The sequence below is a fragment of the Gulosibacter sp. 10 genome, assembly GCF_900163695.1.
Classification (GTDB): domain Bacteria; phylum Actinomycetota; class Actinomycetes; order Actinomycetales; family Microbacteriaceae; genus Gulosibacter.
The window spans coordinates 56,548-77,093 of sequence record NZ_FUIC01000045.1; the positions used below are offsets into that span (position 1 = coordinate 56,548).

At 72.4% G+C, this 20,546-nt stretch carries 14 protein-coding genes; 6 read left to right on the forward strand and 8 right to left on the reverse strand.

Going from position 1 to position 20,546, the window contains the following annotated elements:
* Positions 1–39 precede the first annotated feature (39 nt).
* Together FM112_RS15030 and rpsT are read left to right on the forward strand one after the other, a co-directional pair.
* On the forward strand, positions 40–1,548 hold the full coding sequence (locus tag FM112_RS15030) for a PTS ascorbate transporter subunit IIC (protein WP_087009053.1): 1,509 nt from the start codon (positions 40–42) through the stop codon (positions 1,546–1,548).
* A 147-nt stretch (positions 1,549–1,695) separates the two neighbouring features.
* Positions 1,696–1,962, forward strand: a complete 267-nt coding sequence (gene rpsT / locus FM112_RS15035; RefSeq protein ID WP_087009056.1) for a 30S ribosomal protein S20 — start codon at positions 1,696–1,698, stop codon at positions 1,960–1,962.
* Positions 1,963–2,130: 168 nt separating this feature from the next.
* On the opposite strand, the gene holA is transcribed toward rpsT, so the two are convergent.
* The 8 genes from holA to FM112_RS15070 all read right to left on the reverse strand — a co-directional run bounded on the left by holA (position 2,131) and on the right by FM112_RS15070 (position 13,197).
* Entirely contained in the window at positions 2,131–3,159 is a 1,029-nt protein-coding gene (holA, locus tag FM112_RS15040) for a DNA polymerase III subunit delta (RefSeq protein ID WP_087009058.1), read from the reverse strand.
* Between the two features lie 8 nt (positions 3,160–3,167).
* Positions 3,168–5,498, reverse strand: coding sequence for a ComEC/Rec2 family competence protein (locus FM112_RS15045; protein ID WP_087009060.1), 2,331 nt, complete (start codon positions 5,496–5,498; stop codon positions 3,168–3,170).
* A gap of 9 nt (positions 5,499–5,507) precedes the next feature.
* A complete protein-coding gene (locus FM112_RS15050; RefSeq protein ID WP_254910528.1) occupies positions 5,508–6,203 on the reverse strand; it encodes a helix-hairpin-helix domain-containing protein in 696 nt (231 codons plus the stop codon).
* Positions 6,204–6,345: 142 nt separating this feature from the next.
* Positions 6,346–7,650 (reverse strand): MFS transporter, encoded by a 1,305-nt coding sequence (locus tag FM112_RS15055; protein WP_176386856.1) that lies wholly within the window; start codon positions 7,648–7,650, stop codon positions 6,346–6,348.
* Positions 7,647–8,963, reverse strand: coding sequence for an MFS transporter (locus FM112_RS17320; protein ID WP_176386857.1), 1,317 nt, complete (start codon positions 8,961–8,963; stop codon positions 7,647–7,649). The genes FM112_RS15055 and FM112_RS17320 overlap by 4 nt, the downstream gene beginning before the upstream one ends.
* Positions 8,964–9,104: 141 nt before the next feature.
* Positions 9,105–11,618 carry a leucine--tRNA ligase gene (gene leuS, locus FM112_RS15060; protein ID WP_087009065.1) on the reverse strand — a complete coding sequence of 838 codons (2,514 nt, stop codon included), beginning with the start codon at positions 11,616–11,618 and terminating at the stop codon, positions 9,105–9,107.
* 197 nt (positions 11,619–11,815) lie between these two features.
* A complete protein-coding gene (locus FM112_RS15065; protein WP_087009067.1) occupies positions 11,816–12,769 on the reverse strand; it encodes a M56 family metallopeptidase in 954 nt (317 codons plus the stop codon).
* 62 nt (positions 12,770–12,831) lie between these two features.
* Positions 12,832–13,197 (reverse strand): BlaI/MecI/CopY family transcriptional regulator, encoded by a 366-nt coding sequence (locus FM112_RS15070; protein WP_087009070.1) that lies wholly within the window; start codon positions 13,195–13,197, stop codon positions 12,832–12,834.
* A gap of 209 nt (positions 13,198–13,406) precedes the next feature.
* Here FM112_RS15070 and FM112_RS15075 point away from each other — a divergent pair, with 209 nt between their 5' ends.
* The 4 genes from FM112_RS15075 to FM112_RS15090 all read left to right on the forward strand — a co-directional run bounded on the left by FM112_RS15075 (position 13,407) and on the right by FM112_RS15090 (position 20,545).
* Positions 13,407–14,993, forward strand: coding sequence for a cytochrome ubiquinol oxidase subunit I (locus FM112_RS15075; RefSeq protein ID WP_254910529.1), 1,587 nt, complete (start codon positions 13,407–13,409; stop codon positions 14,991–14,993).
* Between the two features lie 25 nt (positions 14,994–15,018).
* Positions 15,019–16,071, forward strand: a complete 1,053-nt coding sequence (cydB, locus tag FM112_RS15080; protein WP_087009071.1) for a cytochrome d ubiquinol oxidase subunit II — start codon at positions 15,019–15,021, stop codon at positions 16,069–16,071.
* 95 nt (positions 16,072–16,166) lie between these two features.
* Entirely contained in the window at positions 16,167–19,901 is a 3,735-nt protein-coding gene (gene cydC, locus FM112_RS15085) for a thiol reductant ABC exporter subunit CydC (protein WP_176386858.1), read from the forward strand.
* Positions 19,898–20,545: a DedA family protein gene (locus FM112_RS15090; protein ID WP_254910530.1), complete on the forward strand. Its 648-nt coding sequence runs from the start codon at positions 19,898–19,900 to the stop codon at positions 20,543–20,545. The genes cydC and FM112_RS15090 overlap by 4 nt, the downstream gene beginning before the upstream one ends.
* Position 20,546 lies beyond the last annotated feature (1 nt).

The following is a 20,546-nucleotide window of genomic DNA, read 5'->3' on the forward strand; positions in this document are numbered from 1 at the left end:
GAGGCGCGGGAGACCGCGCCGCCAAGAAGGGAAATCACGATGGACTGGCTCGTCGTCGTACTCGACTTCATCGGGCAGCAGATCCTCAATGTGCCCGCCTACCTCGTCGGCATCATCGTCGCCGTCGGCCTCATCGCGCTGAAGAAGAGCGCGGGGCAGGTCATCGGCGGCGCGCTCAAGGCCGCGCTCGGATTCCTCATCCTGGGTGCGGGCGCCGGCGTCGTCACCGCCGCCCTCGAACCGCTCGGCGGCCTCGTGCTCGCCGTCACCGGCGCCGAGGGCGTCGTCCCCACCAACGAGGTCGTCACCGCCATGGCCGCCGAGCAGTTCGGCGCCGCGAGCGCGTACATCCTCGCCCTCGGCTTCGTGCTGATGCTCGTCATCGCCCGGTTCACGCCCTTGCGGTACGTGTTCCTCACGGGGCATCACATGGTGTTCATGGCCATGATGCTCGCCGTGCTGCTCTCGATCGGCTTCGGCGGCGACAACCTCTGGATGACCGTGATCATCGGCGCGTTCCTGCTCGCGGTCATGATGGTGGCCATGCCCGCCTTCGCCCATCCGTGGACGAAGCGCGTGACCGGGAACGACACCGTCGCGATCGGCCACTTCGGCACCGTCGGCTACATCGCCGCCGGAGCCGTCGGCCAGGCCGTGGGCAAGCGCTCGAAGTCCACGGAGGACATCAAGTTCCCGAAGGGACTCGCGTTCCTCCGCGACTCGATGGTCGCCACGGCGCTCTCGATGGTGCTCATCTACCTCGTGTTCGCGATCTGGGGGCTCATCACCCTCGGCGACGGCGCGCTCGAGCACATGCCGGGCTCGGAGGACGGCGGCGCGTTCATCATGAACTCGCTCATGAACGGCCTCATGTTCGGCGTGGGCGTCTCGGTCATCCTGTTCGGCGTCCGCACCTTCCTCGGCGAGCTGATCCCGGCGTTCCAGGGCATCGCGAAGAAGGTGGTCCCCGGGGCCAAGGCGGCGCTCGACGTGCCGATCGTGTTCCCCTACGGCCAGAACGCGGTGCTAATCGGATTCCTGTCCTCCTTCGTCGGCGGACTGGTGATGCTGCTCCTGCTCGCGACCTGGCTCGGGCCGGCGTTCGGCCTGGCGCTCATCCTGCCGGGCATGGTGCCCCACTTCTTCACCGGTGGTGGCGCGGGCGTCTACGGCAACGCCACGGGCGGTCGCCGCGGCGCGATGCTCGGCGGCTTCGTGAACGGCGTGCTCATCACGCTGCTGCCGGCGATCCTCTACCAGGTGATGGAGAGCGTGGGCCTGCGCGGCTCGACCTTCGGCGACGCCGACTTCGGCTGGTTCGGCTCGATCATCGGACTCTCGGTGCAGCTCGACTCGCAGGTCGCGGGCGCGATCGTCGCGGTCGTGATCGGCGTGGTCCTGCTCGTCCTCGCCGCGCTGTGGCAGGTGCGCGTGGTCGACAAGGGCTGGGTGCCGGGCGCGGAGCACCAGCGGTTCGTGGACGAGCTGAAGGCCGAGGAGAAGGCGAAGGCCAAGGCCGCCACCGCCTCGAAGAAGCCGGAGGCCTGATCCGACCGCGAGGCGCATTGCGTCGCCGCCGTGTACTGCTAAAATCGATGTTTGGCTTTACGCGTACCCCACTCGACGCGATGCGTCTCGCGGCCCCTCTACCCGCGGGCGTGAAAAGTAATCGTTCACTTCCAAGAAAGACACAACGTGGCAAACATCAAGTCGCAGATCAAGCGCATTGGCACCAACCGCAAGGCAACCGAGCGCAACCGCGCCTACAAGTCGGAGCTCCGCACGCTCATCCGCAACGTGCGCCGCGCCGTCGAGGCGGGCGACGCCGAGCAGGCGAACGCCGCGCTCGCGCTCGCGTCGAAGAAGCTCGACAAGGCCGTGTCGAAGGGCGTCATCCACAAGAACCAGGCCGCGAACCGCAAGTCGTCGATCGCCAAGCTGGTGAACTCGATCGAGGCGTAGCGCGCCGAGCGCTTCGGACCAGGCCCCGCATCCGTTCGGATGCGGGGCCTTCCGCATTGCGGCGCCCGGATCGCTCGCGCCGGAAGCGCCCGACGCCGGGGCCGCCGAACCGCGCGGCGCGGTCCCGGCCGCGGTCTGCGCCGGGGCCCGCCGCGCGGGCATGCCGGGCTAGCCCGAGCGGACGGAGGAGAAGTCGCGGGCGGCGATGCATCGCACGAGGCGCTCGACCGCGAATTCGGGCGACCGGGAGCCGCCTTTCACGAGGTAGTCGGTCTCGGCGGTGAGGCGGATCGCCGCGCCGAGCTCGGGCTCGCTCCAGCCGCGGAGTTCGCGTCTGGCGGCGCCGATCTGCCAGGGCGCGCCGCCGACCTGCCCGGCGAGCTGGGCGTCCGAGCCCGCGAGGCCGTAGACCTTCGCCATGGTCCGGAGCTTGGCCGCGATGGCCCCGACGATCGGCACGGCGTTGAGGCCCGTGTCGAGCCCGGCGCGGACCAGCCGGAGCGCCTCGGCCAGCCGGCCGGCGATCGCGGCGTCGGCGATCTTGAAGCCGGTGGTCTCGACGCGTCCGCCGTAGTACCGGTCGACGAGCTCGGTCGAGATCTCCTCCTCGGGCGCCACGCTCATGAGCTGCCGGCAGGCGGCCGCGAGCTCGGCGAGGTCCGTGTTGAACGCCGCCACGAGCGCCTGCACCGCCTGCGGCTGGGCGCGGCGCCGCTGGTAGCGGAACTCCCCCATCGCGAACTCGAACAGCTCGTTGGCCTTGAGCGGCTTGCATTGGATCTCGACGGCGTCCTCCATGGCCCGGACCGTCTCGAGCAGCTTCTTGCCGCGCACCCCGGAGGCGTGGCGCAGCACGAGCGTCGTGCCCTCGACCGGGGCCTCGGCGTAGGCGAGCGCCTCCTGCATGAGCGCGTCCACGCCCTGGTGGACCCGGTCGACGACCACGAGCCTGGGCTCGAGGAAGAGCGAGGGGCTCACCACGGTCGTGAGCTCCCCCGCCGTGTAGGAGCTCGCGTCGAGCTCGTGCACCTCGAGGGCGGGGTCCTCGGTGCGGAGCATGGTCCGCAGCCCCGTGATGGCCTCCTCGGCGAAGAAGTCCTCCGCGCCCGAGACGAGCACGACCGGCGCCGGGCGGACCTCGCGCCAATGCACCTGCTGGATCCGCGTCTTCGAGCGCGCTGGTTTCTTCGCAGCCACCGGACCTCCTATCGAGCCTCAATGGTACGGGAGGTCCAGACGGCGAGCTCGCCGTCCCGGACGAAGACCGCGGCGTGGCCGTGCAGGTCGGTGCGCAGCCACGGCGTGCCCGCGGCAGCGAGCATCGCGAGGACGTCGTCGGTGGGGTGCCCGTAGCCGTTGCCCGCCCCGACCGAGATGAGGCCGATGCGGGCGCGCACGCGCGAGTAGAGCTCCGCATGCTGGTCGCGGGAGCCGTGATGGGACACCTTGACGACGTCCGCGTCGAGGGCGATGCCCGGCCCTTCCGGCGAGTCCGCGCCGACGAGCAGCTCGCGCTGGGCGCGCTCGCCGAGGTCTCCGAGCGAGACGAGGCTCAGGCAGGATTCGACGCAGTCCGCCGTCGGCGCGGCGTGGACGGCGAGGCTCGAGTCGTTGCCCTCGAGGGTCGAGGGGCCGCCGTCCGGGGCCCGCGGCGGGCTCAGCGCGGTCCAGACGAGGTCGCCGAGGGCGATGACGTCTCCGCGCGCGCCGAAGTGCACCGGCACCCCCGCCTGCTGCAGCCGGTGCGTGGTCGGCTCCGCCCGCGCCTCGAGGGTGTCGGGGACCCACGCCGCGCCGACCGGCACCCGGAGCCCCTCGACTCCGCCGGAATGGTCGATGTCGAAGTGGCTGAGCACCAGCAGATCCACCCGGCCGATGCCGAACTCCGCGAAGCAGGCGTGGAGGAGCTCGGCGTCCTCGCCCGTGTCGATGAGCACGGTGGCCCCGCCGCCGCGGACGAGCACCGCGTCGCCCTGGCCGATATCGCACGCGAGGACGCGCCAGTGCTCCGGCAGGTCCCGCGCCCGGATGAGCGCATCCGCGGTCAGCCGGCCCGCGAGCACCGTCAGCGCGAGCGCGAGCAGGAGCGCCACCGCGCGGCGGAGCCGTCGTGGCCCGGCCCGGGCCAGCAGGATGACGGCGGCGACGCTCAGCGCCAGCCAGCTCAGCACGCCGATCCCGCCCTCGAACCAGGGCAGCGCCGCACCCGGCAGCCGCTCCACGGCCTGGGCGATGAGCGCGATCCACTGCGCGGGCAGCCAGGCGACCCAGGCGAGGGCGAGCCCTGCGGGCTCCCAGACCGCGCCGAGCAGGCAGGCGAGCAGGCCGATCACGGTGGCCGGCGGCGCGGCCGGCGCCGCGAGCAGGTTCGCGACCACGCCGTAGAGCGGGATGGCGGGCTCGAGCATGAGGAGGATCGGCTGGCAGGCCAGCTGCGCGGCGAGGGGGACGGCGATGACCATCGCGAGCGGCGGCGGAAGCCAGCGCTCGAGCCGCTGCGAGAGCGGGCGGGTGCCGAAGAGCAGCCCCGCGGTGGCGGCGGCCGAGAGGGCGAATCCGTAGTCGTGGGAGAGCCACGGATCGACGGCCAGCAGCGCGATGACCGCGAGCGCGAGGACGGGCACGCCGCCGACCGGTCGCGAGACGGCCTCGAGCACGAGGACGAGGACCGCCATCGCGGTCGCGCGGATCACCGATCCCTGCGGCGTGACGAGCAGCACGAACACGGCGAGGGCGAGCCCGGCCGCGGCGATCCGCACCGTTCTGGACCAGCCGGCGAGGCGCCCCAGCCAGACGATGCCCACGACGATGATCGCGATGTTCGATCCGGATACCGCGGTCAGGTGGCTGAGCGAGCTCGTCTTCATCGCGCCGTCGAGGGCGTCGTCGACGAGGGACTCGTCGCCGACGGCCAGCCCGGGGACGAGCATCGCGCCGGGCCTCGGGAGCTGCGCGGCGAGGTCCACGAACCCCGAGCGCAGCCGATTGCCGAGCTCCGCGACGGGGTGCGGCGCGGCGACCTGCTCGGGGACCTCATCGGCGAAGACGAGCGCGACGGTCCGGTCGCCGGGATCGGTGGCCTCGAGGCTGCCCTCGACGAGCAGTTCGGCGCCGATGCCGGGCCGCGGGTCGGGGAGCTCGGCGAACAGCATCACGGGGGCGGAGGCGGGCGCGCCGTCGATCGCGATGAGCCGGGCGGGCACCCGCCAGCCGTAGCCGCCTGGTTTCGCGAGCCCGGTCGGCGCGATCCGCACCTCCACGGTCCCGCTCTCGCCGAGGGCCGCGTCGAGCGGCTCGGGGATGCGCTGCTCCCCCTGCATCGCCGCGGCGCCCGCGACGAGCGCGCAGGCCGCGAGCGCGACGCATCCCGCGGCGATGAGCGCGTGGGCCCTGGCGAACGCCGCGGTGAGGAGCCCGAGCGCGCCGAGCCCGATGGAGAGCCACATCGCGAGCCCGGGGAACTGGGTCGCGCACCACGCGGCGAGCCAGGCCGCGGCCGCCGGGCCGACGAGCCGCCAGTCTCCGTTGTCGAGCACGGCCGTCGCTCACACCGTGACGAGGTCGCGCAGCTGCTCGAAGATCGCGTCGCCGATGCCCGAGACCTCCATGAGCTCCTCCACGGACGAGAATCCGCCGTTCGCCTCCCGGTAGTCGATGATGCGCTGCGACATGGCGGGGCCGATGCGGGGCAGCGTCTCCAGCTCGCTCGCGGAGGCAGTGTTGAGGTTCACGAGGGCTCCTCCGCCCGGATCCGACGGGGGCTGCGCTCCCGGCTCGGCGGGGTGCTCCTGGGCGGGCGGGGTCTCTCCCGCCTCGGGGACGTAGATCTGCTCGCCGTCCACCGCGGGGCGCGCGAGGTTCACCTGGGAGGAGTCCGCCTCCGCGGTGAGCCCGCCCGCGGCGCCGATCGCGTCGACGACCCGCGCGCCCGGGCCGAGCTCGTACACGCCGGGATGCTCGACGGCTCCGAGCACGTGCACCAGCACGCCTTCCGGGGTCGGCGCGGGGTCCGCGCTCCCAGACTCCGCGAGTACGGTCGGGGTGGCGGCGGGATCGGCCAGGGCGGGCACCCCGCTCGACTGCGGTCGCAGCGCCATCATGAGCACGACGACCGCGCAGGCCACGAGGGCGAGGACGACCGCCGCGCCGGCGCCGAGCTTCCAGCGCGGGCGCTGCGATGCCGAGAAGAGGTCCTCGATATCCGGATCGGGCTCGCCCTCGGGCGCCTTGATGTCGTTCACGCGGGCACCGTAGCCGGGCCGCCCGCCCCGCCGCGGAGCCGGAAGGCCAGCCTGTGGGGCGACGCGTATCCACAGCGCCGAGGTCGGCCGTCGCGCGTGCGCCGCGCCGCGAAGCGGGCCGACCGGCGGCGCGCCCGGGTCTTCACCGGCGGGCCGGCGCCCCGCCGTCCTCCGCACTCCCGGCCCGGCGATGCGCCAGGGCCGCGAGTGCGGTGCCGAGGAGCAGCACCGCCGCGGCCGCCGCGATGGTCGCGACGTACATCCCCTCCGCCGTCGCGGCGGTCGCCGTCGGGACTCCGAGGACGAGCAGCACGCCGAGCCCGGTGCCCACGATCATCCAGGCCGTGTTCACCACCGTCAGCCGGCCGAAGATTCTTCCCATCACCGCGTTCGGCACGAGCTCCTGGAGCAGCGGCCCCTGCGAGGCGCCGAGCACCGACACGCACGCCCCGATGAAGACCATCGCGAGCGCCATGGGCCAGAGGCTCGGCACCGCCGCGAAGGCGACGTAGCCGAGCGCGGCGAGCCCGGCCGACATCGCGAGTGACCGGGCCGCCCCGAGCCGGTGCACGATGCGCGCGGTCGCGAGGGCGCCGAGGATGCCGCCCGCCGCGAAGGCGCCGGTGACGACGCCGTACTCCCAGATCGCGAGCTCCCGCGTGCGCAGCGCGTAGAGCGGCAGGACGAGGTTCACCGCCCCGGTGCAGACCGCGTACGTGCCCGCGATGCCGAAGACGAGGCGCACTCCCGGCACGCTCCTCGTGCGCGCCGCGAGCCGGCGGGACCCGCCCGCCGGGCCCGCGGCGGCCCGTGCCCCGCGCTCGCGCAGCCGCACCCCGCGCCGGCCCGCCGGATCCCGCGCCGGGCGCAGGATCGCGAGGGCGAGCAGCTCCAGCGCGACGGCGAGGACGATCACGCCCGACGCGCCGATGACGCCGTAAAGGCCCGGGGCGAGCGCCGAGGCGATGACGGCGATGCCCGTCAGCGCGAACATCGAGAGGGACGCGGCGTCCGGCCTGGCCTCGGGAGGGATGATCGCCTGCGCGTAGGACTGGCGGGCGACGTTGAAGCACTGCGCCGCCGACACCGTCAGCAGCGATACCGCGACGATCGCGACCGCGAAGGCCGTGGAGGTCTCCCCCGCCGCGATCGTGAACCCGAGCAGCAGCACCGCGATGACGGCCCTCGCCAGGATCGAGGCCCGGAGCAGGAGCGCCCGATCGGAGAAGTCGGCCATGCGGCCCGCCAGCGGCGGCAGCACGAGTCGCGGGAGCGAATTGGCCGCGTTGGAGGCGGCGAGACCGACGACGGCCCCGCCGCCCGGGAGGACCACGGCGAGCGAGACCTTCGTGAGGCTCTCGATGAAGAACTCCGAGCCGGCGCTGCCCGCCTGCGCCGCGACGAGGCGCAGGTACCCGCTTCCGCGGAGCCTCGAGAAGACGCTCATCGCCCGACCGCCCCGCTCCGTCTCCGTCGCCGCTCGAGCACGACGAGCGCGCCGAGGAGGCCGGCCGAGAGGACCGCGCCGACGCCCAGTGCGGGCAGCGGCTCCGCCGCCGCGCTCATGGCGTACCCGGCCCACGCCCCCGCGATCGCGCCGAGCGCGGAGAGGCTGAACGTCCAGCCGATGACCCGCCGGAACTCGCCCCCGTCGAGCTCGAGCTGCCGGGCGGTGCTGATCGCGAAGGAGACCGCGAGCCAGGCGCCGTTCATCACCGTCAGGCCCGCGAGCGTCCACAGCCGGTCGATTCCGTACTCCCCGTGCAGCATCGCCGACAGCAGCATGAGCGGATAGCCGGAGCATGCGACCGCGACGAGTCCCCTAAGCCCCGATCGCGCCCGTTCCGGGCGTCGCCGGAAGGCGTGCCCGACCAGCACCGGCACGACCGTGGCCGCGACGCCCGTGACGAGGAGGACCAGCGACAGGCGCTCGCCCGCCCGCGCCCCGTGCCCCGCGATCCACAGCGCCAGGTAGCCGCCGACGATGCCCGTGATGAGCGAGACCCAGCCGCTGATCAACGGCGACAGCGCCCCGTGGGCGCGCAGCGGGCGGAGCAGTCGCCGGAGCCGGGTACGGGTGCCGATCCGGCTGTCCTCGGCGGCCTCCCGCGATGCCGCCGCTTCCCGCGGCTCCTCGTCCTCATCGAGCGCGTGGTCCGGGGAGAAGGTCCGCGCGGACGCCCATCGGAGGATCAGCGCGAGCAGGGCGCATGCCGCCGCGGCGGCGAGCACGAGCAGCAGCCCCTCGGCGGTCGCCAGCGCGCCGAGCGGCCGCCCGAGGATCAGTCCCGCCGCCGAGATGCCCGTGGTCATCAGCACGTTTCCCCGGATCGTGGCGCGCGCGTCGTACCGGGCGAGGTCGTTGAGGTAGAACTCCTCCGCCAGGTCCGCGAGCAGCGGGAAGATCGAGGTGAGCACCAGATAGGCGATGATCACGGGGACCGCCCATGCGGGCGCGAGCCAGACGACGAGGAGGGCGGCGAGGGCGAGCAGGAGCGTGCAGGCCTCGCAGACCACGAGCACGGCTCCTGGCGGCCGCCGCTCGACCCCCTTCGACACGAGCACCGCCAGCGCGTCCTCGACCTGCGTGAGGGTCTGATACGCCGGCAGCCACGCGACGCCGATCACGCCGAGCGCGATCATCCCGGAGACCGAGCCCTCGACGATCTGGGCGCCGAGGTACGCGGCGAGCAGGCCGCCAATCATCAGCAGCTGGGCGCGCCGGATCGCGGCCGCGATCCGGCGCTTGTCGATCGTCATCCCGCCAGCTCCCCGTACCGCGTCCCGTCCGCCGCCGGCCTCGGATCGCGGGCCGGGAAGGTCTCCGTCGCCCGGGCCGTCTTCGCGGGCCGACGGCTTCGGGATGCGCCCGGGGTGCGGTGCTCCCGGGCGCGCCCCGGCTCAGCCCTTGACGACGATGTTCACGAACTTCGGCGCCTTGGCGATGATCTTCACGATCTCCTTCTCGCCGATGGTGCGCTTCGCGCCGCTCGACGCGAGCGCGAGCTCCTTGAAGGACTCCTCGTCGATGCCGGGCGCCACCTCGATCTTGTCGCGCACCTTGCCGTTGACCTGCACGACCGCGGTCACCGACTCGTCCACGAGCAGGGCGGGCTCGGCCTCGGGCCAGACCGCCTGCGACACCGAGGGCTCGTGGCCGAGCTGCTGCCACATGTCCTCCGCCACGTATGGGGCGAACAGGTCGAGCATCATCGCGAGGGTCTCGGCCGCCTCGCGCACGGCCGGATCCGCGGGCCCCGCCGCGCCGTCGACGGCCTTGCGGGCCGCGTTGGTGAGCTCCATGAGCCGGGCGATGATGACGTTGTACTTGAACGACTCCCCCAGCCTGGGCACCTCGTCGAGCACGCGCGCGGTCACGCGGCGCAGCGACGGGTCGCCCGCGGAGAGGTCCGCGCCCGGCTCCGAGGAGACGTCCTTCGCGAGCCGCCAGGCGCGCGCCAGGAACTTGCCGGAGCCGGCCACCGAGACGTCGGCCCAGTCCACGTCCTCCTCGGGCGGCGAGGCGAAGAGCATCGTGGTGCGCACCGCGTCCACGCCGTGCTCGTCGAGCTCGTCGCCGAGCTTGACGAAGTTGCCCTTCGACTTCGACATCTTCGCGCCGTTCAGCACGACCATGCCCTGGTTGAGCAGCGCCTTGAAGGGCTCGGTGAAGCCCACGTAGCCGAGGTCGTAGAGCACCTTGGTGATGAAGCGCGCGTACAGCAGGTGGAGGATCGCGTGCTCGACCCCGCCGATGTACTGGTCCACCGGCGCCCACTGCTCGAGCTGCTCGGGGTCGAAGGGCCGCGTCTCGTCGTTCGGCGAGAGGAAGCGCAGGAAGTACCAGGAGGAGTCCACGAAGGTGTCCATCGTGTCGGTGTCGCGCACCGCGGGCCGGCCGTCCGGCGTCGTCGTGGTCTTCCACTCCGTCGCGGCCCCCAGCGGCGAGCTGCCCTTGGGCTTCAGGTCGAGCCCCCCGCCGTCGGGCAGCCGCACGGGCAGCTCCGATTCGGGCACGGCGATCTCCTCGCCGTCCTCGTCGTAGACGATCGGGATGGGCGTGCCCCAGTACCGCTGGCGGGAGATCAGCCAGTCGCGCAGCCGGTAGTTCTTCGCGGCGCGGCCGGTGCCGCGCTCGAGGAGCACCTCGATGGCGCGCGCGATGGCCTCGTCCTTCGAGAGCCCGTCGAGCTCGCCGGAGTTGACCAGGCGGCCGTCGCCGACCAGCGCGATGCCGGATGCGGCGGGATCGAGGTCGATCTCCTCGCCCTCCGCGGGCTCGGGCTCGACGACGACCTCGACCGGCAGATCGAACCGCCGGGCGAAGTCGAGGTCGCGCTGGTCGTGGGCGGGCACGGCCATGATCGCGCCGTGGCCGTAATCGGCGAGCACGTAGTCGGAGGTCCAGATCGGCAGGCGCTCCCCCGTCATCGGGTTCACGCCGTAGCGCTCGAGGAACAGGCCGGTCTTCGGGCGGTCGGTGCTCTGGCGGTCGATCGCGCCCATCGACTGGGTCTCGGTCAGGTACTCGGCGAAGCGGGCCCGGGTCTCCTCGGACGCCTGCTCCGCGAGCTCGGCCGCGAGGTCGCTGTCCGGGGCGACCACCATGAAGGTGGCGCCGAAGAGCGTGTCGGGGCGGGTGGTGAACACCGTGACGGGCGCCTCCCGGCCCTCGATGACGAAGTCCACGTCCGCGCCGAAGGAGCGGCCGATCCAGTTGCGCTGCATCGTGAGCACCTTCGCCGGCCACGTGCCCTCGAGCTGGTCGAGGTCCTCGAGCAGCCGGTCGGCGTAGTCGGTGATGCGCAGGAACCACTGCGTGAGCTTCTTCTTGACGACCACGGCGCCCGAGCGCTCGCTCGTGCCGTCTGGCAGCACCTGCTCGTTCGCGAGCACCGTCTGGTCCACCGGGTCCCAGTTCACGCTCGACTCGCGCCGGTAGGCGAGCCCCTTCTCGTACATCTTCAGGAAGAGCCACTGGTTCCAGCGGTAGTACTCCGGGTCGGAGGTGTGCAGCACCCGGTTCCAGTCGAAGCTCGCGGCGTAGCGGCGCATCGAGTCGCGCTGCTGCGCGATGTTCTCGTAGGTCCACTCGCGGGGGTCGCCGCCGCGCTTGATGGCCGCGTTCTCGGCGGGCAGGCCGAAGGAGTCCCAGCCGATGGGGTGCAGCACCTGGAAGCCGCGGTGGCGCCAGTAGCGCGCGACCGCGTCGCCCAGCGCGTACTGCTCGGCGTGCCCCATGTGCAGGTCGCCCGAGGGGTAGGGGAACATGTCGAGCACGTACTTCCGCGGGCGCTCGGCGTCGAGCTCCGACGTGTCGAAGGGCTCGAGCTCGTCCCAGACGGGACGCCACTTGGCTTCGAGGCGGCGGAAATCGTAGGTGTCCTCGGGGCGTTCAGCAGTCACTGCGGTCACTTCTTTCGGCAGACGCGTATCGGCGGATGCGGATGCAACCTGCCCAGTCTAGCCAGGACCCGATGCGGATGCGGCCCGTCGGCGGCCGCGGGCCGCTCGGCGTGCGCGAGATGACGATCGCGCCCCCGGCGCCGTCCGGGGCGCCCCCGTTCCGCGGCGATGCCCCGCCCGTCCCGCCGCTCGAGCCGAGAGCCCTTTCACATCGGCCAGAGGGCGAGGGCGATCGTGCCGAGGAAGAGCAGTCCCGAGACCCCGATCACGCACACCCTGGACAGCGGATGGAGCGGCGCCGGCGGTACTCCGAGGCGCGAGACCCGGATCGCGAGCGCGGCCTCGTAGCTCGCGATCTTCGTCCTCCCCTCGCTGCCGGCCGGCTGCGCCTCGGCCCCGCCCCGCACCCCGTCGTGCAGGGATACGGCCTGGATCGCCTCGCCGACGACGCGGCGGGGCACCCTGCGCCCCGCGGTGTCGTCGGCGAGGGCCTCGATCAGCAGCTCCACGGAGAGCAGCGCCCGGTTCGCGATCGGGAACCAGGGCAGGGCGCTCGCCCATGAGGCGAACAGGGTGAGCACGACGGTATGGCGCTGGCTGAGATGGGCCCGTTCATGCTCGATGACGGCCTCGAGCTGCGCGGGATCCAGCCGCCGCACGAGGCCCTCGGACACGACGGTGGTGCCGTGCAGGGCGTCCGGGATGCAGTACGCGAGCGGGACGTCCTCGGTGATGATCCGGGTGCGGGGCCTGCCCGGTACCGGGCTGCTGAGCAGCGTGAGCATCTCGCGGTGCCGGCGCCGCGTGCGGGCGGTCTTCACCGTCGTCACGATGAGGTTGAGCAGCAGGTGCGTGAACAGGAGCGCGGCGCTGATGAGCGAGAAGGCGTGCAGCGCGGTGAAGCCGTCCGGCCAGTCGTTGCCCGGTATCGCCGCGATGAACCGGCCGAGCGCCCCGAAGGCCCCTCCCCCGAACGGGGCCAGGCCGAACAGGGCGAGGCTCGCGATCATCGCGACCCCGCCGCTCAGCGCGATCGCCTGCCACAGCACGAGCGCGATCTCGGGCGACCGGAAGGTCCACCGTCTGCGATCGAGCAGGATCGGCACGGGCCACGCGAGTGCGAAGGCGACAGCCGCGAGCATCAGTGCCGAAATCGTCATGACCCAAGTATGTCGCCGGGCAGGTGCCGCCGTCGGCGCGAAGCGCCGCGGACCGGGGACGGCTATCCGGCCTGCTCGCGGAGGAGCCGGCGGAGCGTCTCGGTGTCCGAGCTGCCGACGTTGCTGACGAACATGGCGAGCACGGCCTCGCGTTCGCTCGAGGCCTGCAGGACCTCGTGCATCAGCGAGGCCATGTGCTCGGCGCGGGGGCGGCTGGGAGAGTATCGGTAGGGCCGCTTCGAGCCGAGCCGGATGAGCAGATCCTTGCGCTGCAGGCGCTTCAGCACGGTGAGGATCGTGGTGATGGCCGGGTAGGTGTCCGGCTTCGAGGCGTCGCCGTCGACGAGCGCCTCCCGGATCTCCTGAGCCGAGAGCGATCCGTCCGCGTCCCACAGAAGATCCATGATCTTCCGTTCCAGCTCGCCCATGCCACCGTGCCTTTCCCGCGGAGAGCATGCTCGCGTCCGCGATTTCCCTGGTGGGCAGTCTACCGCCTCCCCATCGGTTACTCTACTGGCGGTAGAACTGAGTTCGCTGTATCGTAGAGCTCTAAATTCTACCGATCGTAGAAGTCGATCGATCGCCCTCCGGCGCGACGGCTTCAGCACGATGCCTCGTACGCGTTGAAGGAGTTCGCGTGGAACTCGACCCGCTCGAAATCGCCCGTTGGCAGTTCGGCATCACCACCGTCTACCACTTCTGGATGGTGCCGCTGACGCTCGGCCTCGGGCCGATCGTCGTGCTGTTCCAGAGCCTCTACGTGAGGACCGGGCACGCGCGCTACAAGCGCATGACGAAGTTCTGGGGCAAGCTCTTCCTCATCAACTTCATCATGGGCGTCGCGACGGGCATCGTCCAGGAGTTCCAGTTCGGCCTCGCCTGGAGCGAGTACTCCCGCTTCGTCGGCGACGTCTTCGGGGCGCCGCTCGCGATGGAGGGGCTGCTCGCCTTCTTCACCGAGTCGATCTTCCTCGGGATCTGGATCTTCGGCTGGGATCGCCTGCCGAAGAAGGTGCACCTCTTCAGCCTCGTCATGGCCGTCGGCGCCTCCGTGCTCTCCGCCTACTTCATCATCGTCGCGAACTCCTGGATGCAGCACCCCGTCGGGGTGGAGCTCATCGACGGCCGCCCGGTGATGAACGACATCGTCGCCGTGCTGACGAACAACACCGCGGTATGGGCGTTCACGCACGCCGTCTTCGCCTCGCTGCTCGTCGGCGGCGGCTTCGTCGTCGCGATCGCCTACTACCACCTCTGGCAGCGGCGGCGCGACGGCATCGACACGGTCGACGAGAACGGCAAGGTCGTCGTCGGGGAGGCGCCCGAGATCCCGGGCCGCGACCGCACGGACCACACGGTGTGGCTGCGCTCGCTGCGCATCGGGGCGGTCATCGGGATCCTCGCCTTCGGCGGCACCGCGCTCACCGGCGATTTCCTCGGCAAGCTCATGTACGAGCAGCAGCCGCTGAAGATGGCGAGCGCCGAGGCCGCCTGCCACACGGGCACCGACTTCTCGGTGCTCTCGATCGGCAAGCTCGGCTCGAAGGACTGCGACGACATCGTGCCGATCCTCGAGATACCGGGCATGCTCTCCTTCCTCGCGAAAGGCGATTTCACGACCGACGTCCCCGGGATCAACGAGCTGCTGCCCGTCTACGAGGAGCTCTACGGCACCCATCTGCCGGAGAGCGAGCTCTACGGCGAGCGCTCGGGCGAGCCCGTCGACTACCTTCCGCTCATCGAGGTGACCTACTGGGGCTTCCGCGCGATGATCGGCTTCGGCGGGATCAGCGCCCTCGCCTGCCTCGCCGGGCTGTGGTTCACCCGGAAGGGCACCGCGCATGCCAGCAAGCCGCTGATGCAGGCGGCCATACTCAGCATCGCCGCCCCGTTCATCGCGAACACGGCCGGGTGGGTGTTCACGGAGATGGGGCGGCAGCCGTTCGTCGTGGTGCCCAATCCGGAGGCGATGGACGGGGTGTTCATGTTCACCGCCGCAGCCCTCTCTCCCGGCGTGAGCGCAGGCGAGATGCTCTTCTCGCTGCTGTCGTTCCTGGTCATCTACGGGGTGCTGCTCGTGGTCGAGATCATCCTGATGTCCCGGTATGTGCGCGGCGGGATCGCCTCGGCGATGCCTGAGTTGGGCCGAGACCCCGACCCGGCGGACCCCGGAGGTCCCGATAGCGCGGACCGCGACGACGATGTGCTCTCGTTCGCCTATTGAATTCGTCTACTGAAACGGAGACCCCGTGGAATCGCTGCCGACCGTCTGGTTCGTGTTCATCGCCGTGCTCTGGTTCGGCTACCTGTTCCTGGAATGCTTCGACATGGGCGTGGGGATGCATCTGTTCGGGATCGCGCGCGATGCGCGCGATCGCCGCGTGCTCATCAACACGATCGGCCCGGTCTGGGACGGCAACGAGGTATGGCTCATCACCGCCGGGGCGGCGATCTTCGCGGCGTTCCCGTTCTGGTACGCCTCGCTGGTCTCGGCGCTCTACCTGCCGATCGTCCTCATGCTGCTCGCGCTCATCGTGCGCGCGGTCGCGATCGAGTGGCGCAGCAAGCTCGCGAGCCCGCGCTGGACGTTCATGTGGGATGTCGGGATCGCAACCGGGTCGCTCATCGCCTCCTTCTGCGTGGGCGCGATGCTCGCCGCGACGACGACGGGGCTGCCGCTCAACGAGAACGGCGACCGCGTGGGCGGGCCGCTCGCCTGGCTGACGCTGCCCGCGGTGGTCGGCGGACTCGCGCTCGTCTGCTTCAGCCTGCTGCACGGCGCCTTCTTCCTCGCGCTGAAGTCCGAGGGCGCGGTGCGCGAGCGGGCGAACCGCTTCGCGCAGCGCTGGGCGGTTCCGCTCGTGCTGCCGCTCGTGGCCTGGGTGCTCATCGTGCAGTGGCAGTCGGGCTCTCCCCTCACCTACGCGCTCGTCGCCCTCGCGGTGGTCGCGCTCGCGGCGTCGTGGGCGCGCAGCCGCGCCGGACGCGAGGGGCAGGCCTTCGCGTACCTGGGAGCATTCCTGCTCGCGGGCACCGCATCCATCTTCGCCGCCGTCCATCCGGTGCTGCTGCCCTCGACGATCGACCCCGCCTTCGATCTCACGGTGTGGAACGCCGCGAGCGGGACCTACACGCTCACGGTGATGACCTGGGTGACGGCGTTCGGCCTGCCCGGGGTGCTCGCGGCGCAGGGCTGGAGCTACTGGATCTTCCGGCGCAGGCTCGGGGTCCGGCACATGCCCGAGCCGCACGACGTGGTACCCGCGGTACGGGGCGCGGCGACGGATACGCACGACGCATGACCGGCGCTCGTGAACCCGACGCGCGACGGAGGCGAGACGCGGGGAGGGGGCCCGCCGGTGCGTCCGATCGGGCCCGCGCGTCGCGACGGGCCCGCATGACCGGCGGCGCGCGCTCGCCGGCGGCGCTGCTGGGACGCAGCGGCAGGCGCGCGCTCGTGCTGCTCGCCGTGCTCTCGGCGCTGAAGGCGGTCGCGCTGATCCTCATCGCCGAGGCGGTGACGGCGGGCATCGTCGCGATCGTGGACGGGACGGCTGCGGACGGCACCGGCGCCTGGCGCGGCGCGGTGATCCTCGGCCTCGCAGGGGCGGTGCTGCGCGGCGCGCTCGTCTGGGCGACCCGCGTGGTCGCGAGGCGCACGACCAGCGCGAGCAAAGCGGAATTGCGGGGCGAGCTCGCCAAGCGTCTGATGTCGTCCCGAGACCCCCATGTCGGGGCGATGACCGCGCTCGGCACGAAGAGCCTCGACGAGCTCGACGCCTACTTCACGACGTTCCTGCCCGCGCTCGCGAACGCGCTCGTGGTGCCGGTGTCGATCGGCGCGTGGATCCTCGCCGCCGACTGGCTGAGCGCGGCGATCATCGCGGTGACGATTCCGCTCGTACCGGTGTTCATGGTCCTCATCGGCCAGCACACGCGCGACGAGGCGGCCCGCGCCTCGAATGCGCTGCTGCGGCTCTCGGAGCATCTCGTGGAGCTGGCGCGCGGCCTGCCCGTGCTCGTCGGGCTCGGCCGGGTGCGCGAGCAGGACCGCGCGCTGTCGCGGCTGTCGGATGAGCACCGGGTGCGCACCATGCGCACGCTTCGCACCGCGTTCATGTCGTCGCTCGCCCTCGAGCTCATCTCGACGGTGTCAGTCGCCGTCGTCGCGGTGTTCATCGGACTGCGGCTCGTGTACGGCTCGATGGACCTCGGCACCGGGCTGCTGGTGCTGATCCTCGCGGCCGAGTGCTATGCGCCGTTCCGCGAGGCCGGGGCGGCGTATCACGCCTCCGAGGACGGGGTGAACGCGCTGCGGCGCGTGCGGGCCGTGCTCGAGCGCGCCGGGCAGCGGCCGCTGTTCGCGTCGGCGGATACGTCCGATGACGGGATGGGCGGGGCGGGCTCGGGGGCCGCGGCCCCGGCGGACCGGGAGATCTCGGTGCGGGAGCTCGGCGTCGCCTTCCCCGGGCGGGCCCCGCTCTTCGCGGACTTCTCCTGCACGATCCCCGCCGGCTCCACGGTGCTGCTCGACGGGCCCAGCGGTTCGGGGAAGTCGACGCTGCTCGACGTGCTCGCCGGGCGCCTGGGCAGTGGTGCGGAGGACGCCCCCCGGGCCGGCCGGCGATCCGCGGAGCACGATCGTGCCGAAGCCGCGGCATCCGACCGGAGCACGGATCCGCCCCCGCCCGAGGCGCCGCGGGTCTCGGGACGAGTGCTGGGGGTGGACCCCGGGCTCATCGCGTGGGTGCCGCAGCATCCGCGCACCTTCGCCGAGACGCTCGCGGGCGAGCTGATCCTGCACGTCGCGGGGGCCGGTCCGACCCCCCGCGAGGCCGAGGGGCTTCGGGAGCGGGCGGTCGGAGTGCTCGCGGAGCTCGGCCTCGGCGATCCCGAACGATCGCCCGCGACGCTCAGCCCGGGCGAGTTGCGGCGACTCGCGATCGCCCGCGCGCTGCTGCGGGTGGACGAGGGCGCGACCCTGCTGCTGTGCGACGAGCCCACCGCGCACCTCGACCCGGTGAGCGCGCAGCGCGTCCGAGCCGCGATCGCCGGGCGCAGCGGCTCGGAGCAGCGCCTGACCACGGTCATCGCATCGCACGACCCCCTCGCGCAGCGTCTGTGCGGGCTCCGCATCTCGGTGCCGAGCGGTGCGGTATCGGACGGCACGGCGGCTTGGGCCGCGACGGCGCGCAGCACCGCGACGGTCGGGGACGGTGCGGAGGCCGCCGAGCGCGACACGGCCACGGAGCCCCCCGACGCCCCAAGAAGCCGCGCCGGAGCGGACTGGGCCGAACCCGGCCCGGCTCCGAGCCGCCGAGCCGCCGACGCTCCCCCCGGTCCGGGCGCCGCCCGCGCAGGGCGGGCTTCCGACCCCGCCGACGGCGCCGCCTCCCGCGGCGCCGCGCTGCAGGAGCTCGGCCGCTTCCTCCGCCCTGCGCGATGGCGCTTCATCCTCGCCGCGCTGCTCGGAACCCTCGCGGTCGGCTTCGGGATCGCGCAGACCGCGCTGTCCGGCTGGCTCATCGTCAGCGCGGCCGAGCAGCCGCCGATCATGCTGCTGACGGTCGCGATCGTCGGCGTGCGCTTCTTCGGCATCGGCCGGGCGGCGCTGCGATACGCGGAACGGATCGCCCTTCACGACGCCGTCTTCCGAGGCGCCGGATCGCTGCGGACCCGGCTGTGGGACGAGATGGCGACCTCCGGGCTGCGCTTCTCCGGCCTCCGGCGCAGCGATCAGACCTTCGGCCTGTTCATCGGCGACGTGGATCGGATACGCGACGAGGTACCCCGGGTCCTGCTGCCGCCCGTCGTGGCCGCGGCGACGCTCGCCGGGCTCGGGATCGCCGCCGCCCTGGTGCTGCCGAGCGCGCTGCCGCCGCTGCTCCTCCTCGCCCTGATCGGTCTGCTGCTCGCGCCGCTGATGGCGCGCTTCGCCGACCGCCGCGCGGCCGAGCGCGAGCACGCCGCGAAGTCTCGCCTCGGCGGCGTGTTCGCCTCGGCGCTGTCGGCTGCCCCCGAGCTGCACGTGCACGGCGTCTCCGATTCGGTCGTCGCCCGGCTCGACGCCCTCGAGTCCGAGGCCGGACGCTCGTCGCGGCGCTCGGCATGGGCCGAGGGGCTCGGGCAGGCGCTCGCCGTGCTCGCCTCGGTGGGAGCGGCATGCGCGATCATCGCCACCGCCGCGCCCCTCGGCGGCGCCGCGCACGGAGACGGCAAGCTCCTCGCGGTCTTCGCGCTCGCGACGCTCGCGCTGGCCGAGCCGCTGCTCGACGCCGTGACCGCGGTGCAGCGCTCGGGCTCCCTCGCCTCGGCGCTGTCGCGGGTTGCGGAGGTGCGTGCGCGGCTGCGAGCGGACCCCGCCACGGCCGCCTCCGCCGCACCCGCCCCCGCCCCCGACGTCGACGCCGAGGATCCCGCTGCCGGGCTCGAGCTCGACGACGTGACGGCGCGCTGGCCGGGGCAGCGCCGGCCGGTGATCGCCGGGCTGAGCGAGCGGGTCCGTCCCGGCGAGTGGCTGACGGTGACCGGCCCCTCCGGGTCCGGGAAGTCGACGCTGCTCGCGGTGATACTCGGGCATCTGCCTCCGGAGCGCGGCGAGGTGAGGGCCGGCGGCCTGCCGGTCGAGCCGGACGTGTCCGGGAGGATCGCCTGGTGCCCGCAGGACGCGCACCTCTTCGATTCGACGCTCCGCGCGAACCTGCTGCTCGCGAGGCCCGCATCGCGCAGGCCCGACGAGGCCGAGATGCGATCCGCGCTCGAGCGCGTCGGGCTCGGTCCGCTGCTCGACGGGCTCGCGGATGGGCTCGACACTCGGATCGGAGCCTCCGGCGGGCACCTGTCCGGCGGGCAGCGACAGCGCGTCGCCGTCGCGCGCACGCTGCTCACCGGCGCTCCCGTCGTGCTGCTCGACGAGCCGACCGCGCATCTCGACGAGACGGGGGCCGCGGAATTATCGGAAGATCTCCGCCGCGCGCTGCGGGATGCCGCAGTCGTCTGCGTGACCCATCGCAGCGGCGACATCCGACCCGGCGACATCCGCCGTGCGCTGCGGGCGGGCACGGATCGGCGGGCTGCGCCGGAGTCGGACTGGACCGGCGCACAGGAATGCGGGCGTAGGCTGTCGCGATGATCAACGACCTCCTCGACTGGGTGATCGGCACCGTGCAGCAGCTCGATCCGACCCTCCTGGTGGTCTTCGCCGGACTCGGCGTCCTGCTCGAGACGAGCGTGCTCGTCGGGCTCGTCGTCCCGGGCGACACGATCCTGCTCGTCGCGTCGATGGGCGTCTCCGACTGGGGCCTGTGGGCCGCAGTCGTCCTCTCGAGCATCGTCGGCGCCCTCATCGGCGAGTCGATCGGCTACTGGATCGGCACGGTGCTCGGCGCCCCGCTCAAGCGGTCCTGGGTGGGCCGCAAGATCGGCGCGGAGAACTGGGACCGCGCCCACGAGTTCCTGCAGCGCCGGGGCGGCATCGCCGTCTTCATCTCCCGCTTCCTGCCCGTGCTGCACTCGCTCGTGCCCGTGACGGCGGGCATCACCGGCATGCCCTTCCGCAAGTTCTTCGGCTGGACGCTCCCCGCCTGCGTGATCTGGTCGCTCGCCTACGTCTCGGCGGGCGCGCTCGCGACGGCCAGCTACGAGCAGCTCAGCCAGCAGCTGAGCTGGGCCGGGTACGTGTTCATCGGCATCATCGTGGTGTTCGTCGTGCTCGTGTGGCTCGTCAAGCGCTGGCTGAGCCGGCGCGTTGCGGAAGAGCTCGATTCCACCGACTAGG

Bases quoted from the DNA above. Each gene is read 5' to 3' on its own strand.
- FM112_RS15030 (WP_087009053.1), top strand. From the start codon at position 40: ATGGACTGGCTCGTCGTCGTACTCGACTTCATCGGGCAGCAGATCCTC.
- FM112_RS15055 (WP_176386856.1), bottom strand. From the start codon at position 7,650: ATGAGCGTCTTCTCGAGGCTCCGCGGAAGCGGGTACCTGCGCCTCGTC.
- FM112_RS17320 (WP_176386857.1), bottom strand. From the start codon at position 8,963: ATGACGATCGACAAGCGCCGGATCGCGGCCGCGATCCGGCGCGCCCAG.
- FM112_RS15065 (WP_087009067.1), bottom strand. From the start codon at position 12,769: ATGACGATTTCGGCACTGATGCTCGCGGCTGTCGCCTTCGCACTCGCG.
- FM112_RS15070 (WP_087009070.1), bottom strand. From the start codon at position 13,197: ATGGGCGAGCTGGAACGGAAGATCATGGATCTTCTGTGGGACGCGGAC.
- cydC (WP_176386858.1), top strand. From the start codon at position 16,167: ATGACCGGCGGCGCGCGCTCGCCGGCGGCGCTGCTGGGACGCAGCGGC.
- FM112_RS15090 (WP_254910530.1), top strand. From the start codon at position 19,898: ATGATCAACGACCTCCTCGACTGGGTGATCGGCACCGTGCAGCAGCTC.